Origin of the sequence: Lentzea tibetensis (assembly GCF_007845675.1) — a bacterium.
In the GTDB taxonomy this organism is placed as follows: Bacteria; Actinomycetota; Actinomycetes; order Mycobacteriales; family Pseudonocardiaceae; genus Lentzea; species Lentzea tibetensis.
Map to the genome: position 1 here is coordinate 189,855 of NZ_VOBR01000016.1, position 16,505 is coordinate 206,359.

The 16,505-nt window shown below is 69.8% G+C and carries 9 protein-coding genes; 5 read left to right on the forward strand and 4 right to left on the reverse strand.

Features of this window, described 5'->3' with window-relative positions:
• Window positions 1-25: 25 nt before the first annotated feature.
• Window positions 26-865, reverse strand: coding sequence for an alpha/beta fold hydrolase (locus FKR81_RS25145; protein WP_146355008.1), 840 nt, complete (start codon window positions 863-865; stop codon window positions 26-28).
• Window positions 866-886: 21 nt separating this feature from the next.
• Between FKR81_RS25145 and lysX the strand changes: the two genes are divergently transcribed.
• The gene (lysX, locus tag FKR81_RS25150) at window positions 887-4,150 is read left to right on the forward strand and encodes a bifunctional lysylphosphatidylglycerol synthetase/lysine--tRNA ligase LysX (RefSeq protein ID WP_146355010.1); all 3,264 of its coding nucleotides are present in this window, start codon (window positions 887-889) and stop codon (window positions 4,148-4,150) included.
• 7 nt (window positions 4,151-4,157) lie between these two features.
• Here the strand turns inward: lysX and FKR81_RS25155 are convergent, their stop codons facing one another.
• Complete coding sequence (locus tag FKR81_RS25155; protein ID WP_146355012.1) at window positions 4,158-5,870, reverse strand: NAD+ synthase; 1,713 nt, start codon at window positions 5,868-5,870, stop codon at window positions 4,158-4,160.
• Between the two features lie 29 nt (window positions 5,871-5,899).
• On the opposite strand from FKR81_RS25155, the gene FKR81_RS25160 reads away from it, so the two are divergent.
• Window positions 5,900-7,462: an alpha/beta hydrolase gene (locus FKR81_RS25160; RefSeq protein WP_186763160.1), complete on the forward strand. Its 1,563-nt coding sequence runs from the start codon at window positions 5,900-5,902 to the stop codon at window positions 7,460-7,462.
• Complete coding sequence (locus tag FKR81_RS25165) at window positions 7,462-9,006, forward strand: alpha/beta fold hydrolase (protein ID WP_146355013.1); 1,545 nt, start codon at window positions 7,462-7,464, stop codon at window positions 9,004-9,006. Before FKR81_RS25160 ends, FKR81_RS25165 begins: the two co-directional genes overlap by 1 nt.
• Here the strand turns inward: FKR81_RS25165 and FKR81_RS25170 are convergent.
• Both FKR81_RS25170 and FKR81_RS25175 read right to left on the reverse strand, forming a co-directional pair.
• Window positions 8,961-10,478 (reverse strand): MFS transporter, encoded by a 1,518-nt coding sequence (locus FKR81_RS25170; protein WP_146355015.1) that lies wholly within the window; start codon window positions 10,476-10,478, stop codon window positions 8,961-8,963. The genes FKR81_RS25165 and FKR81_RS25170 overlap by 46 nt on opposite strands.
• Window positions 10,475-11,110: an LppX_LprAFG lipoprotein gene (locus FKR81_RS25175; RefSeq protein ID WP_146355017.1), complete on the reverse strand. Its 636-nt coding sequence runs from the start codon at window positions 11,108-11,110 to the stop codon at window positions 10,475-10,477. Before FKR81_RS25175 ends, FKR81_RS25170 begins: the two co-directional genes overlap by 4 nt.
• A 32-nt stretch (window positions 11,111-11,142) precedes the next feature.
• Between FKR81_RS25175 and FKR81_RS25180 the strand changes: the two genes are divergently transcribed.
• Both FKR81_RS25180 and FKR81_RS25185 read left to right on the forward strand, forming a co-directional pair.
• Window positions 11,143-12,486 carry a glutamine synthetase family protein gene (locus FKR81_RS25180; RefSeq protein ID WP_146355019.1) on the forward strand — a complete coding sequence of 448 codons (1,344 nt, stop codon included), beginning with the start codon at window positions 11,143-11,145 and terminating at the stop codon, window positions 12,484-12,486.
• Between the two features lie 10 nt (window positions 12,487-12,496).
• Window positions 12,497-16,042, forward strand: coding sequence for an FkbM family methyltransferase (locus tag FKR81_RS25185; RefSeq protein ID WP_146355021.1), 3,546 nt, complete (start codon window positions 12,497-12,499; stop codon window positions 16,040-16,042).
• Window positions 16,043-16,505: the final 463 nt, after the last annotated feature.

The following is a 16,505-nucleotide window of genomic DNA, read 5'->3' on the forward strand; positions in this document are numbered from 1 at the left end:
CAGCAGGCCACTGAGTTCTGCCTGCTCAGGCCCCTGGTAGCTCCCTGAGCGCGTCCCGCACCGCGAGGAACACCGCGTCCGGGCGGTCCATCTGGATCAGGTGCCTGCTGCCCGGCACGAGCACGTTGCGCCCCCACGGCACCAGCCCGGCCAGCGACTCGTGCTCCGGCCACAGCCTGCGGCCCGCGGTCAGCACCTGCCACGGCACGCGCGGCAGCGGGCGCCGCGTGCGCAGCCGTTCCAAAGTCGCCACCTGGCCGGGGTACGACGCGAGCTCGGCCAGGATCGCGCGGCCCACACCGGGCCGCCGGTAGACGAGCTCGACCAGGTCGGCGGGGGCGGGGTCGGTGTGCCCGAGCGTGCACGCCTCGGTCACCCAGTTGCGGAACCGGTGCCCGAACGCCCGCGTGATGCGCGCGCCGACGTACGGGCTGCCGAACGCGCGCAGCGCCTGGGCGACGAGCGCGGACGCGTCGAACGGGGCACCCGCGCCGGGCACCTCGGTGTCCGGGTCGAGCAGCACCGCGCCGAGCACCTTGCCGGGACGCAGCCGCGCGTAGGCCTCGACGTGCATCGTCGCCATCGAGTGCCCGACCAGCAGCGCGGACGGGATGCCGCGCAGCACCGCGTCCAGCACGGCGACCTCCCGCGCGAGGCTCGGGTCGCGTCGCGCGGGCCCGCTCATGCCGAGTCCCGGCCGGTCGAACACGATCACGCGCGCGTGCGGTTCCAGCAGCTCCAGCACCCGCGCCCAGTCGAACCAGGCGCCGCCGAGACCCGAGCTGAGCACGACGACCGGGTCGGTGACCCGCCCGGATGACGCCACGTGCACGCGTCCGGCGGAAGAGGGGATCATGCTGCTCATCAATCGAGTCCTGGAGCTGATGTGGCACTGGTCGCGCGGTGGAAGTGGAAGACGGCGAGCTGGATCGCGACCGTCGTGCAACTCGCCGCGGTCGCGTCGCTGCTCAGACTGATCCTGCCGGAGGACAGCTGGTTCACCGGCTTCACGGACACGGTGGGGTACTGGCTGGGCCTGCCGATCGACGGCAACCTGTTCATCGCCCTCATCTTCGCCGTGCTCGGCGCCGCGCTGCACCGGCACAAGCGTGCCGCGTTGTGGACGCTGCTGCTCTTCGAGGTGCTCGGCCTCGCACTGGCGTTGATCATCCTGGCCATCTTCGTGCTCGCGCCTGAAGAAGTCCTGGAGGCGGGCGAGCAAACCGACTGGCCGTTCATCATCGGCGGCCTCGCGTCCTCGTTGGTGCTGGTCACGCTCTTGTGGGTCGTCCGAGACGCGTTCCCGGCGCGACTCGCCCGCGGCGCGTGGCGCCAGGCGCTGCTGACGTTCGCCGTCGGCATTCCGGTGCTGGTCGCGGTCGGCTGGGGACTCACCGAGGTCTTCCCGGGAGCACTCGAACAGACGACGGACAAGCTCGTGTGGGCCGCGAACCAGGTCACCGGTGAGGTGATTCGGCTCGGCAGGCTCGACATCCCCGAAGGTCCGCAGTGGCTCAGCATCCTGCTGGGACTGGGCGGCACGCTGGTCGCGATCCGCGCGCTGTACGTGTTCTTCCGCGGTGTGCGCACGCAGCAGCTGCTCGGCGGCGGTGACGAGCTGGCCGTGCGCAAGCTGCTGGCGTCCGACGGCGAACCCGACTCGCTCGGCTACTTCGCCACGCGCCGCGACAAGAGCGTCGTGTTCGCCGAGTCCGGGCGGGCCGCGCTCACCTACCGGGTGCTCGGTGGCGTGTCGCTGGCCAGCGGTGACCCGATCGGCGACGAGGAGGCGTGGCCGCAGGCGGTGGAGCGGTGGCTCGCCGAGGCGCGCACGTACGGCTGGGTCGCGGGTGTGCTCGGCGCGTCCGAACGCGGTGCGCAGGTCTACACCGACGGCGGGCTGAAAGCGTTGGAGATCGGCGACGAGGCGATCCTCGACGTGCGCGAGTTCAACCTGGCCGGCCCGGAGCGCCGCAGCCTGCGCCAGGCGGTGAGCCGGGTCGAACGCGCCGGCTACACGACGCGCGTGCGCAGGCACAGCGAGATCGCCGACGACGAGATGGCGTCCATTCTGGATCTGGCACAACGCTGGCGCGGCGCGGAGACCGAGCGCGGTTTCTCGATGGCGCTGGGACGGCTGGGCGACCCGACCGACGGCCGGTGCGTGATGGTCGAGGCCTACGACGCCGCCGGTGACCTGCGTGGGCTGCTGTCGTTCGTGCCGTGGGGCCGCCGCGGCGTCTCGCTCGACCTGATGCGCCGCGACCGGGCGGCGGAGAACGGCCTCAACGAGTACATGGTCGCGCAGCTGGCCGCGGCGGCCGGACACCTCGGCGTGCAACGGATCTCGTTGAACTTCGCGATGTTCCGCGCGGTGTTCGAGGAGGGCGAGAAGATCGGCGCCGGTCCGGTGCTGAGGGCGTGGCGGCAGGTGCTGTCGCTCGCGTCGCGGTTCTTCCAGCTGGAGTCGCTGTACCGGTCGAACGCCAAGTACGACCCGTCCTGGGAGCCGCGGTTCCTCTGCTACGCCAGCACTCGCGCGCTGCCTCGGGTGAGCATCTCGGCCGGTATCGCCGAGGGGTTCGTGCCGTCGCTGCGGTCGTTGTTGCAGCGCGGCAAGGACCGCGAGCTGCAGGGCTCGGACATCGGTTCGGACTTCGCCGCGCGGGTCGCCGAGATCGACGCGCTGAAGGTGGAGCCCAAGCAGGTCCGGCGCCCGGACCAGGTGCGCGTGCGGATCGCGAAGCTGGACCGGCTGCGGTCGTCCGGCATGGACCCGTACCCGGTCGGTTTCTCCCGGTCGGCACTGCTCGTCGAGGCGCGCGAACGCTTCGGCGACGAGGTGTCCGTGACCGGCCGCGTCGTCGCGCTGCGCGAGATGGGCCGGCTGTGCTTCGCGCGGCTGCGCGACTTCAGCGGCGAACTGCAGCTGATGCTGGCCGTCGACCAGCTCGGCGAGGACGGCCTCACGGCGTGGAAGTCGCTCGTGGACCTCGGTGACCACGTCGGGGTGCGGGGCAAGATCGGCAAGTCCGACCACGGCGAGGTCTCCGTGCTCGTCGACGAGTGGACGATGACCGCGAAGTGCCTGCACCCGTTGCCGGACAAGCGGAAGGGCCTCGCGGACCCGGAGGCGCGGGTGCGGCAGCGCTACCTCGACCTGGTCGTGAACCCGGACTCGGCGCACCTGCTGAAGGTGCGCAGCGACGTCGTGCGCGGCATCAGGGAGTTCCTGCACCAGCGGGACTACCTGGAGGTCGAGACGCCGATGCTGCAGGCGGTGCACGGCGGCGCGAACGCGCGCCCGTTCGTCACCCACATCAACGCCTACGACATGCGCATGTACCTGCGGATCGCGCCGGAGCTGTACCTGAAGCGGCTGTGCGTGGCGGGCGTGGACCGCGTGTTCGAGCTGAACCGCAACTTCCGCAACGAGGGCGCGGACGCCACCCACAACCCCGAGTTCACGATGCTCGAGGCCTACCAGTCCTACGCGGACTACCGCACGATGCTCGACCTGATGCGCAGGCTCGTGCAGCACGCGGCCGTCGCCGCGCACGGGCACGAGATCGCGGTCCGGCCGGAGGGCGAGTTCGACATCTCCGGCGACTGGCCGATCGTCCCCGTGTACACGGCGGTGTCCACCGCACTGGGCACGCCGGTCACGCCGGGGACGTCCGTCGACGAGCTGCGGTCGTTGCTCCGGGAGGCCGATGTGACGGTCAACGAGGACTGGGACCACGGCAAGCTCGTGCAGGAGGCCTACGACGAGCTGGTCGAGCCGCACACCGCCGGCCCGACGTTCTACACCGACTTCCCGACTTCGGTGTCACCGCTGACCCGGCAGCACCGCGTCGACTCGCGGCTGGCCGAACGCTGGGACCTGGTGGCGTTCGGCGCCGAGATCGGCACCGCGTACTCCGAGCTGACCGACCCGCTGGAGCAGCGACGGCGCCTGGAGTCGCAGTCGCTGAAGGCGGCCAGCGGTGACGTCGAGGCGATGGAGCTGGACGAGGACTTCCTGCGTGCGCTGGAGCACGGCATGCCGCCCACCGGCGGGCTCGGGATGGGCGTGGACCGGGTGCTGATGATGCTCACCGGCACGTCGATCCGGCAGACCGTGCTCTTCCCGTTCGTCCGTCCCCAGTGAGGCGCGATCAGCCTTCGCGCCACGCGTTGGTGATCGGCAACCGCCGGTCCCGCCCGAAGGCCTTGGCCGAGATCTTGGTACCCGGCGGGTACTGCCGCCGCTTGTACTCGGCCCGGTCCACCATGCCCACCACCCGGTCGATCAGCTCGGGCGAGAACCCGGCCGCGATCAGGTCGTCGTACCCGCGATCGCCCTCGACGTAGTCGTCCAGCACGTCGTCGAGCACCGCGTAGTCGGGCAGCGAGTCGGTGTCGACCTGCCCAGGCCGCAGCTCGGCCGAAGGCGGCTTGACGATCGAGTTCTCCGGGATGGGCGGCTGCTCGCCGCGCTTGAAGGCCTCGTCGTTGCGCCACCGGGCGAGGTCCCACACGAGGGTCTTCAGCACGTCCTTGATGGGCGCGAACCCGCCGACGGCGTCGCCGTAGATGGTGGAGTAGCCGACGGCCAGCTCGGTCTTGTTGCCGGTCGCCAGCACGAGGTGTCCGTGCTGGTTGGACAGTGCCATCAGGGTCATGCCGCGGCACCGCGCCTGGATGTTCTCCTCGGCGAGCCCGGTCAGCGACAGCTGCGACACGAACACCGACACCATGTCCGCGATCGGCTCCACCGAGTAGTGCAGGCCGGTGCGCTGCGCCATCTCGTACGCGTCGGAACGCGAGTGGTCCGACGAGTAGATCGACGGCATCGAGACGCCGTGCACCGCGGACGCACCGAGTGCGTCGATGGCGAGAGCCGCCACGACCGCCGAGTCGATGCCGCCGGACAGTCCGAGCACGACGGAGCTGAACCCGTTCTTGCGCACGTAGTCCCGCAGGCCGGTGACCAGCGCGTGCCACACCTCGGCCTCGTCGGACAGCGGCTCGAAGATCCGCGGCGCGGGGAGCGGCGCGTAAGCGGGCACCGCCTCGGACAGCGCGATCCGCTCGACGGTGAACTCACCGACCGCACCGGACGAATAGGAGCCACCGCCGGGCAGCGAGAAGTCCATCACCAGCAGGTGCTCCACGAACTGCGGAGCACGGGCCAGCAGCACGCCGTCCGCGCCGACGACCATCGAGTCGCCGTCGAAGACCAGCTCGTCCTGACCGCCGACGAGGTTGCAGTACGCCAGCGGCGCACCGGCCTCGGCGGCGCGCGACGCGACGAGCGGCAGGCGCACGTCGTCCTTCTTGCGCTCGTACGGCGAGGCGTTCGGCGAGATGACGAGGTCCACACCGGCCGCACCGAGCGCCGCGATCGGACCGCCGTCCTGCCACAGGTCCTCGCAGATCACCAGGCCGACCTCGAGGCCGTTGATCCGCACGACGTCGAGCTCGTCGCCGGGCTTGAAGTAGCGCCGCTCGTCGAACACGCCGTAGTTCGGCAGGTGGTGCTTGTACTGGGTCGCCACGACACGCCCGCCGTGCAGCACCGAAGCCGCGTTGCGCGGGCCCGCGGTGTCGTGGTCGAGGTAGCCGACGAACGCCGCGACACCACCCAGCCCCGCGGAGTCCAAAGCCACCGCGAGATCCTCCAGCGCGGCACGGGAGGCGCGCGCGAACGAGGAGCGAATCGCCAGGTCCTCGACCGGGTACCCGGTCAGCACCATCTCCGGGAACACCACCAGGTGCGCCCCGGACTCAGCGGCCTTGCGGGTCCACTCGACGACCAGCGACGCATTGCCGTCGAGGCCGCCGACGGTGGCGTTGACCTGGGCGAGCGCGATGCGGATCTGCGGCATGCACCTATCTTCTCCCATACGATCGGCTCGTGGTCCGTGTCTTGAGCGTGTTGCTCGTCATTCCATTGGTCGCCTCTTGCACCGCGCTCGTCGAGGGGACAGCCACGCCCGGCGTGTCCTTCGAGAAACGCGGACCGGCAGGCACCGTCCCCTCGGGTCTCGACAAGTTCTACGGCCAGCAACTGGCCTGGTCGGACTGCGCGCCCTACGCCACCACCGGCTCCAGCAGACAGGCGTACGGCAGCCGCGCGAACGTCGAGTGCACGCGGATGACCGTCCCTCTCGACTACTCCAAACCGGACGGCGACACCATCGCCATCGCGCTGCTGCGGGTGAAGGCCACCGGCGAGCGCATCGGCTCACTCGTGGTCAACCCCGGCGGCCCCGGAGCGTCCGGCATGGCCGCCGCCGCGAGCATCAGTCCGGACTTCCGCAAGACCGATCTCGGCAAGAGGTTCGATCTCGTCGGCTTCGACCCGCGCGGCATCGGCGCGAGCGAACCGACCGTGAAGTGTCTCTCCAATCAAGAGCGAGACAAGGAGCGATTGGACCTTGACGTGGACACCTCCGATGCTGGACTAGCCCAGACGGAGGAAGAGAACAAGGCATATGCCGAGAAGTGTGCGTCCGGTACAAAATTCGGGGCGTCAATGCTCGCCAACATGGGCACGCGGGACGTAGTTAAGGACATGGATGTCCTTCGTTCCGCGCTCGGCGACGCGAAACTGAGCTACGTCGGTTACTCGTACGGCACCCGCATCGGCACCGAGTACGCGGAGACGTTCCCCCAGAACGTCCGAGCGCTGATACTCGACGGGGCCGTCGACCCCACGCAGGACCAGCTGACGTCGCTGGTCGCGCAGGGCGCCGGGTTCCAGAAGGCGTTCAACTCGTTCGTCGAGTGGTGCAAGGGCAAGGGTGCCTGCCCCCTCGACGGTGACGCCAACAAGAGTTTCCGCGAGCTCACCACGCCTCTGATCGACAAGCCCGCACCAGCTGGTGACCGCCAGCTGTCCTACACCGACGCCATCACCGCGGCCATCCAGGCCCTGTACTCGGAGCAGCTCTGGCCGTTGCTGCTCAACGGCCTGAACGAGCTCAGGCAGGGCCGGGGCAACACGCTCATGACGCTCGCCGACGCCTACTACGACCGCGACGGCGACGGCAACTACTCCACGATCACCGACGCGTTCAGCGCCGTGCACTGCGTCGACGACCAGCGCCTCACCGACAAGGCCGCGCTCACCGACGCGGCCAGGCGCTACAAGGAGGCCGCGCCGTTCCTCGACGACGGCAGGCCCGCCGGCGCCGCGCTGGACTCCTGCGCGTTCTGGCCCGCACCCGTCACCGGCGAGACGAAACCACCCAAGGCGGAAGGGATACCGCCGCTGCTGGTCATCTCCACGACCGGCGACCCCGCCACTCCGTACGAGGCGGGCGTCAACCTCGCGAAGGCGTTGAACTCCCGGTTGCTCACCTTCGAAGGCAACCAGCACACCGTGTTCCTGCAGGGACAGCAGTGCGTCGACCAGGCTGGCGTGAAGTACCTGATCGACCTCCAGCTGCCGGCTGACGGAACACGGTGCGCCTGATGACAAAACGGCGTTCCCGAATCACCGCTGCTTTCTTCGCACTGGTAGTCCTCCTGAGCACGTCCACGTCGTACGCCTACGAGGACGGCAAGGCCGTCGCCGTCGGGCAACGCGGCATGGACCGGTTCTACAAGCAGGTCCTGTCGTGGGGCCCGTGCCAGCCGTTCGCCGTGGACGAGCGCAGCCGCTCCGCGTTCAAGCGCGGCGACGTCCAGTGCGCACGGCTGGAGGTGCCGCTCGACTACGAGAAGCCGGAGGACCGCGCGGTCTCCGTCGGCGTGCTGCGCCGCGTCGCGTCCGAACCGCAGCGCCGCATCGGTTCGCTCGTCGTGAACCCCGGCGGTCCCGGCGGATCCGGCATGACCTACGTCGCCGGCATGATCGACCAGCAGAAGAACTCGGCCATCGGCAAGCGCTTCGACCTGGTCGGCTTCGACCCGCGCGGCGTCGGCGCCAGCGAGCCGCGCGTCCAGTGCCTCACCGACGCCGAACGCGACGAGCAGCGCCTGCGTCCCAAGGACGTCGGCGCCGACGAGACCGAGGCGCAGAACAAGGACTACGTCAAGAAGTGCACCGAGCGCACCGGCGTCGACGTGCTCGCGAACGTCGGCACGCGTGACGTGGTGCGCGACGTCGACGTGCTGCGCGCCGCGCTGGGCGACCAGAAGCTCAGCTACCTCGGCTACTCCTACGGAACGCGCATCGGCACGCTGTACGCGGAGACGTTCCCCAAGAACGTCCGCGCGATGGTGCTGGACGGCGCGGTGGCCGTGAAGCAGGACAAGGTCGCCGACGCGGCCCGCCAGGCACAGGCGTTCCAGGACGCCTTCGGCCGCTTCGCCGCGTGGTGCGCCCAGCGCGACTGTCCTATCGGGACGGACCCGGCGCTGGCGCAGAACCGGCTGGACATCCTGACCGGCGGGCTGAAGGACAAGCCGATGGCGGTCAGGGACCGCAAGCTGTCGCACTCCGACGCCCGCACCGCGACGCTGCAGGCGATGTACAGCGACCGCCTGTGGGAGACGCTGCTGCGCGGTCTGCAGGAACTGAAGCAGAGCCGCGGCGACACGTTGCTGCAGCTCGCGGACCAGTACCTCGGCCGGACCAACGACGGCTCGTACTCGCGCATCCAGGACGCCTTCATCGCGATCCGCTGCATGGACGAGCCACCGGTGAAGGACCGCGCCGAGCTGGAGGCCAACCGCAGGCGGGTGCTGGAGATCCTCGGCAACGAGGACGCCGTGCAGACCGACGAACGCGCGCTCGGACCGTGCGCGTTCTGGCCGGCACCGCACAGCAGCGAGCCGCACCAGCCGGAGCTCCAGGGACAGGGACTGCCGCAGGTGCTGGTCGTCTCCACGACCGGTGACCCCGCGACGCCGTACCAGTCCGGTGTGGACCTCGCTGCCGCGTTGCGCGCCAGGTTGCTGACCTACAAGGGCAACCAGCACACGGCGTTCCTGCACAACATCCAGTGCGTGGACGGCATCGGCACGAACTACCTGGTGGAGTTGAGGCTGCCGGAGGCGGACTCGACCTGCTGACGCTGCCGTCCCGGCAGCAGAAGGGATCCGAGCGCGCCTGCCACGCAGATCGCCGCGGTGATCAGGAAGATCTCGTGGTACTCGGTGAGCAGCGCCTCGGTGAGCCGCCGCCGGTACTCGGCCAGCTGGGCCTGGTACTCGGCGGGCGGCACGCCGAACGGCAGCGGCGTGTTCAGCCCGGACGTCAGCTCCTCGAACCGGTGCAGTCCCCACGCGGACAGCGCCGCGACACCCACGAGCATGCCCGTCATGCGCGCCACGACGACGAACGCCGACGCGACACCGTGCGACACCGAGGGAACGACGCGCAGCACCGCGGCCGACAACGGCGCGATGACCAGCCCGAGCCCGAACCCGGCGACGGCCAGGTCGCGGTCCAGCACGAACGCGGACACGTCCGCGGGCCAGCGCGAGATCAGCACGTAGGCGACGGCCGCGATGCTCAGACCGGTGAACGACACCCACCGGTCACCCAGCCGCGCCGCCAGGAACCCGCCCAGCAGAGCGCCGACCGGCAGCGCGATCAGGAACCTCGTCAGCAGCCGTGCCGCGGCCGCGGAGTCCTTGAGCTGCACGGTCTGCGCGAACAGCTCGACGTCCACGAGCGTCACCATCAACGCGGCACCGGCGGCCAGCGACACCCCGAGCACCCCGAAGAACGGCGTCCAGCGCACACCTTCGGGTGACAGCAACCGCACCGGCGAACGCCGTTCCCACAGGACGAACCCGACGAGGACGGCCAGCGAGGCGCCCAGCACCGGCCAGCCCCAGGACGGCAGCACCGAAGTGGACGGATCCGGGTTGTAGAGCCCCACCACCAGCAAAGCCAGCGCCAGTGCGAGAAGAGCACCACCGACGACGTCGATCCGCACCGGCCGCTTCGTCGACGGCACGGTGAGCTGCACGATCACCATCGCGGCGACCGCGAGCGGGATGTTGACCCAGAACACCCACCGCCACGACTGCGGTTCCCAGCCCTCGAACAGCGGCCACGCGTTGAACAGCGACGCCAGCGCCACGCCGTACAGCGTGCCGAGCACGGAACCCAGCTCCTGCGCGGCACCCACCGCACCCAGCGCGGCCGACCTGCGGTGCTCCTCCCACAGGTCGGCGACCAGCGCCATCGTCACCGGCAGCAGCGCGCCGCCCGCGAGGCCCTGCACCACGCGCCCGGCCACCAGCAGCGGCATCTCGTCGGCCAGCGCGGTGATCACGGACCCGACGGCGAACCCGGCGAGCGACACGTGCAGCACGAACCGCCGTCCGAACCGGTCGGACAGCTGCCCCAGCAGCGGCATGCCCGCCACGTACCCGAGCAGGTAACCCGTGACGATCGGCGTCGCCTGCTGCAGCTCGTTCACCGGGATGCGCAGGTCGCGCACCATGTCGGTGAGCACGCCTACGACGACGTACGCGTCCAGCGCGCCGAGCAGGACGGCCGCGCCGGCCGCGATCAGGGCGAGACGCCTCATGCGGGAGGCTGGATCGACAGGGACTTGTTGAACTCGGACAGTCCGATCTCGACCTTCTGCCCGCCGGTCAGCTCGAACAGCGCGCCCACCAGGCGGTTCTCCTTGTCCACCGAGAACTTCGCCTTCACGTCGCCGCTGATGCCGGGCACCAGACCGGCCACCACGTCCTTCGGCACGGTCGCGTTGACGAGCGTCCGGTCATCGGCCGACTCGGTCTTCGCGTCCTTGGCGTTCTTGAGGACGTTCGCGACGCCCTTGTCCGGGTTCAGGATCGCGGTCGGGTCGTACACCTGGCCCGCGAACGCGGCTGGCAGCGTGGTGAAGCCGCCGGTCGGGCCCTTGAAGTACAGGTTCTTGTTGACGAGCACGTACTCGATCTGCAGCAGCTGCCCGCCGAACGTGACCTTGGCGTTGCCCTTCGAGTCACCCGAGTTGGTGAGATCGCCGACAGCGTCCTTGACGTTCACGTCGGGCAGCTCGCCGTCCACCCGGATGGTGAAGTGCGTGCTGGTCACCGAGCGCATGGCCTCGGATGACTTGGACAGCACGGTTGCGCCGTCGGGCAGGTCACCGGACGACGTGCACCCGGTGAGTACTGCCAGCAGAGTGAGAACCAGGAAGCGGGCGGCCATGGCGTGATCCTAAGTGCTTTAGGCTGCGCCTCATGGACCGCCAGCAGGAGTTCGTGCTGCGAACGCTCGAGGAACGCGACATCCGGTTCGTCCGGCTGTGGTTCACCGACGTTCTGGGTTTTCTGAAGTCCGTGGCGGTGGCACCCGCCGAGCTCGAGGGCGCCTTCAGCGAGGGCATCGGGTTCGACGGCTCCGCGATCGAGGGCTTCGCCCGCGTCTACGAGTCGGACATGGTCGCCAAGCCCGACCCTGGGACGTTCCAGGTGCTGCCGTGGCAGACGCCGGACGGCAACAACTACTCGGCGCGCATGTTCTGCGACATCACGATGCCGGACGGCTCGCCGTCCTGGGCGGACCCGCGGCACGTGCTGCGCAGGACGTTGTCGAAGGCCAGCGAGGCCGGCTTCACCTGCTACGTCCACCCGGAGATGGAGTTCTTCCTGCTGAAGAACCTCCCGGCCGACGGCAGCGAGCCCGTGCCCGCGGACAACGGCGGCTTCTTCGACCAGACCTCGCACGAGACCGCGACGCACTTCCGCCGCCACGCCATCGAGGCGCTCGAGGCGATGGGCATCTCGGTCGAGTTCAGCCACCACGAGGGCGCGCCCGGCCAGCAGGAGATCGATCTGCGCTACGCCGACGCGCTGACCATGGCGGACAACGTCATGACCTTCCGGTACGTGGTGAAGGAGGTCGCGATCACGCAGGGCGTGCGCGCCTCGTTCATGCCCAAGCCGTTCTCGGACCAGCCGGGTTCGGGCATGCACACGCACCTGTCGCTCTTCGAGGGCGACCGCAACGCGTTCTACGACTCCGAGGACCCCTACCAGCTGTCGGACGTCGGCAAGGCGTTCGTCGCCGGACTGTTGAAGCACGCCCGTGAGATCTCCGGGGTGACCAACCAGTGGGTGAACTCGTACAAGCGCCTCATCGTCGGCGGCGAGGCACCGACCGCCGTCTGCTGGGGCCACGCGAACCGTTCGGCACTCGTGCGCGTGCCGATGTACTCGCCGGGCAAGTCGTCGTCGCGCCGGGTGGAGATCAGGTCGCTCGACTCCGCGTGCAACCCGTACCTCGCGTACTCGGTGATCCTGGCCGCGGGCCTGAAGGGCATCGAGAAGGGCTACGAGCTGCCGCCGCCCGCCGAGGACGACGTGTGGTCGCTCACCGACCGCGAACGCCGCGCAGCCGGCTACGCCAACCTGCCGCAGAACCTCGGCGAGGCGCTGACCGAGATGGAGAACTCGGAGCTGCTGCCCGAGGCGCTCGGCGAACACGTCTACGACTTCTTCCTTCGCAACAAGCGCACGGAGTGGGACGCTTACCGCCGCAGCGTCACCCCGTACGAGTTGCGCACACTCCTCCCCGTGCTGTGAGGCCGATAGCTTGCTGAGCGCCACTGAAGTTCCCGGTTTCCAGCCCGTCATCTGCGCGTGCACGGTCGCGACGGCGGCCGAGCTGCCCGCGGTGAAGGTCCTGTCCAGCTCGTTCCTCGCCGAACACCCCGAGGGACGGTTCCTCGCGCTGATCGTCGACGCGCAGCCGGAGGCGTCGGGGCCGGGCCTGGTCACACCGGCCGACCTGGGCGTCGGAGCCGACGAGCTGCACGTGCTCGCCACGTCGCTCTCCTCGGAGGAGCTGCGGTCGGCGCTGGTGCCCCGGCTGCTGGAGCAGCTGCTGGCACAGGGGCTGCCGGTGCTGTACCTGGACCCGTGGGTGCAGGTGTTCGGCTCGGTCACGAAGCTCGTGCTGGAGGCGTTGAAGAAGGCGCCGGTCGCACTGCTGCCGCGCACGCTGCGGCCGCTGCCGGACGACGGGCTGCAGCCCGGCCCCACCGAGCTGCACGACTTCGGCGCGTTCGACCCCGGCTTCATCGCCGTCGGCCCCGGCGCGGAGCCGTACCTCGGCTCGCTCGACATGCCCGCGCTCGTGCCGCACCAGGTGCTGCGCGACGCGCGGCTCGGGCTCTCGGTGTGGAACGTCGCGGACCGGCCGTTGCACCGCGACGACGAAGGCGTGCTGACGGTCCTCGGTTCCGAGCTGCTGACCGTGCACTTCGCGGGCTTCGACCCGCGCCGCCCGTGGCTGCTGTCCGCCGAGTTCTCCGAACGCCCGCGCGTGCTGCTGTCAGAGCACCCGCTGGTCGCCGAGCTGGTGACCGGCTACCGCGGTGAGCTCGTGCGATGCGGCCACACCATGCAGCAGGTGCCGTACCGGTTCGGCCAGCTCATCGACGGCACGGACCTGCCGGACGAACTGCGCGCGGACTACCGCGCCGCGTCACCGACCCCGCCGCCCGCGTTCGGCGACGATGGCGGTGCCGGCTTCCTGCTGTGGGCGTGCGAGCAGACGCCGAACGGCGGAACCCGCTGGTCAGAGGCCGTGTGGCGGACGGACGAGCTGCTGCGGGCCCAGTTCCCCGCCCCGTTCGGCGCCGACGCGGAGGCGTTCCGCGAGTGGTGCGCCGGTGTGGGTGTCACCTCGGGCAGGCTGCCCGTGCCCGCCGTGCCAGGCCCGCGTGCCGAGGGACCGGCGCTGCTGGACCAGCTCGGTGTGTCGGTCATCGGCTCCGGCCCGCTCGTCGACCTGGTGCTGGCCGCCGCGCGCGCGTCCGGTCTGCCCACGTCGACGACCGCGAACTACCCGGTCGTCGTGCGCGCCGGCGACGATGAGATCCCCGACGGCCGGTTCGTGGTGGACGTCGCGCTGGATGCGTCGCCGCGTGATCCGCGCACGGGTGTCAACGAGCTGTGGGTGTCCTCCGAGGCCACCCGCGCCACCGCCGAACGCATCGGCGGCCCGATCGTGCGGGTGGTGCCGCTCCCGGTGCACGACATCGGTGAGCGCACGCACGAGACCGGGCCCGAGATCGTGTTCGCCGCACTCGCTGATCACGCGATCGACCGCGCGGGCAACGTGCTGGGCGTGGTGTCCGCGTTCCTCAGCGCCTTCCCCGACCGCGCGGACGTGCGGTTGCGCATCGCGGTGACCGGTGCGGACGACCATCCCGAGGCCGCCGAGCGGTTGCGTCTCGCGACGGCAGCCGACCCCAGGATCGAGCTCGTCGAGGACGGCGACGTCGTCTCCGACGCGGACTGCGTCGTGTCGCTGCACCGCGGCGGGGCAGGCGACCGGATCGCCCACCGCCTGGCCGAGCTGGCCGTGCGCGGGATCCCGGTGCTCGCGTCCGACAGCGGCGCGGTCGCCGAGCTGTTCGGCAAGACCGCCGTGCTCGTGCCGTGCCACCAGGGCGGAGCCGAGCCGGACGTGCAGGCCGCGGCCCGGTTGCTGCACTCGCTCGCGGACGACCTGCCGACCGCCGCCGCGCTGGGCCACGCCGCGCGCGATCACGTGCTGCACACGCGGTCGGTCTCCCGCGTGGGTGAACTGCTGCGCGAACGCGTCGAGCACGCCTACCGCGGGTGGCGGGCGCGCAGGCCGAAGCCCGCGCCCGAGGTCGACCCGATGAAGGCGTTGCAGTCGGCCAAGCACGCGTTGCTCCGGCAGCCGGACGTGGGCTCGGCGCATCGAACACCGATGGCGCCAGCGTTGCGCAAGGTCGTGCTGCGCGCGCTCGACCACTACGACAACCACATGCGCGAAGTGCTGCACACCCTGGTCGACGGGGTGGAGCGCACGGTCAGCGAGCTGGTCGACCGGCAGGACGCGCTGCGCAGCGGCGTCGGCACCGGTGAGCTGGAACTGCTGCGGGCCGAGCTGGAGCAGGTCGCGGAGCGGCAGGACCACTTCGGCGACCAGATCGTCGGCGTCGACGACGGCGTGGTGCGCGTCCGCGCGGACATGGCCGGTCAGGGACGGCGGCTGCGCGAGATCGAGGACGCGGTCGTCGCCGAGGCGGCCAAGCGCGCGAAGCAGTCCGAGGGGCTGGCCGCGCGCATCGACAAGCTGACCGTCGCGCTCAACCGCACGCTGGACCGGATCGACACGCTCGAGTCGAAGGTCGTCGAGGTCTTCAAGGAGCGCGACACCCGGCTCGACGCCGCGGTGCGCGCCGCCAACCAGGCGCAGCAGACCGCGGACGCGTTGCGTCGGGTCGTCGTGCGCTCACACGAACGGGCGGCAGCCGAGTCGGTGCCGGACGTGCGGTCGTCGCTGGTGCTGTGCGATGCGGGCATGGTGCGGCTGCCCGCGGACGACATGTTCATGCTGCCGCTGCTCTCGAGCAACGGGGTGTGGGAGTCGGAGCTGTCCGAGCTCATCGACTCGCTGGTCGAACCGGACGGGGTGTTCCTCGACGTCGGTGCCTACGTCGGCTATCACTCGATCAGGGTGTTGTCGCGGCTCGGCGTTTCCGGTGCCGTGGTCGCGGTCGAGCCGAGTGCGGCCGCCGCCGCGTTGCTGCGGCACAACGTCGAGGTCAACGTGCCCGCGCCCGTCGCCGCGCGGTTGTCGGTGATCGAGGGTGCCGCGTGGGAGAGCCAGGGTGAGCTGGCGTGTTCGCCGACGCTCACCGGAGGTCTCTCGGTGTCGCCTCTTCCCGAGGACGCGCCGGAGGACGCCGCGAAGGTGCGGGCGGTCCGGCTGGACAAGGAACTCGAAGAGCTCGCGGCCGTTCAGGGGATGAAGCTGTCCGTCGTGCGCGTCGACACGCCTGGTCGTGGACACCGCGCACTCGCCGGACTCGTGCGACTGCTGCGCAGGGACAAGCCGCACGTCCTGCTCGAGTTCTCCGCGACGGGGACGACCGAGCTGGGCGACGACCCGGTGACGGTGCTCAAGGAGTTCGGCATCTGGGGCTACGACCTGGTGCCGGTCGCCACGCGTCAGGCCGCGTCGCCGGAGCAGATCGTGAAGGCCATGGAAGGTCTTCGGTCGATCACGTTGTGGCTCCGTCCGCGGACTCCCGGCCCCAAGCCGGCCGTCGCGCAGCCGGCCGTACCGGTCCGGCAGGCCGCTGACCAGCCGATTTGACTTTGGTCAAGACCGTGAGTAACCTTCTCCAAGTCGCAAGCGAGACCCCGGAACGAGCGGTTGACACCGCGAATCGGGCCGGGTAACATTCTGCGGCGCCAAGCTCCCAGAAGTGAATGAACGGCATACCGTGCTGTCCGGAGTCCGACAAAGACCCCGATTTGACACCGAAAATGCCACTCAGATAGCCTCTGGAAACACGAGAAAAACTGAATGCGAAGCGAGTTTGCGCCGAGCCTGAATCGCCGAAACGGCCGATTTGACAAAGCGAAAACGAACTAGCTAAGCTTTCAACACAAGCCCCGGAATGAACCGCGGTAAGACGCGGGACAAGATGGTGAGCGCGTGTTCTTTGAGAACTCAACAGCGTGCCGAAACACAGCCAGTAATATGAACCTCGTCAAGAGGTTCCTTTGAGTAATTTAGATTGATGCCAGACATATTCCGTCTGGAGCGATCAAAC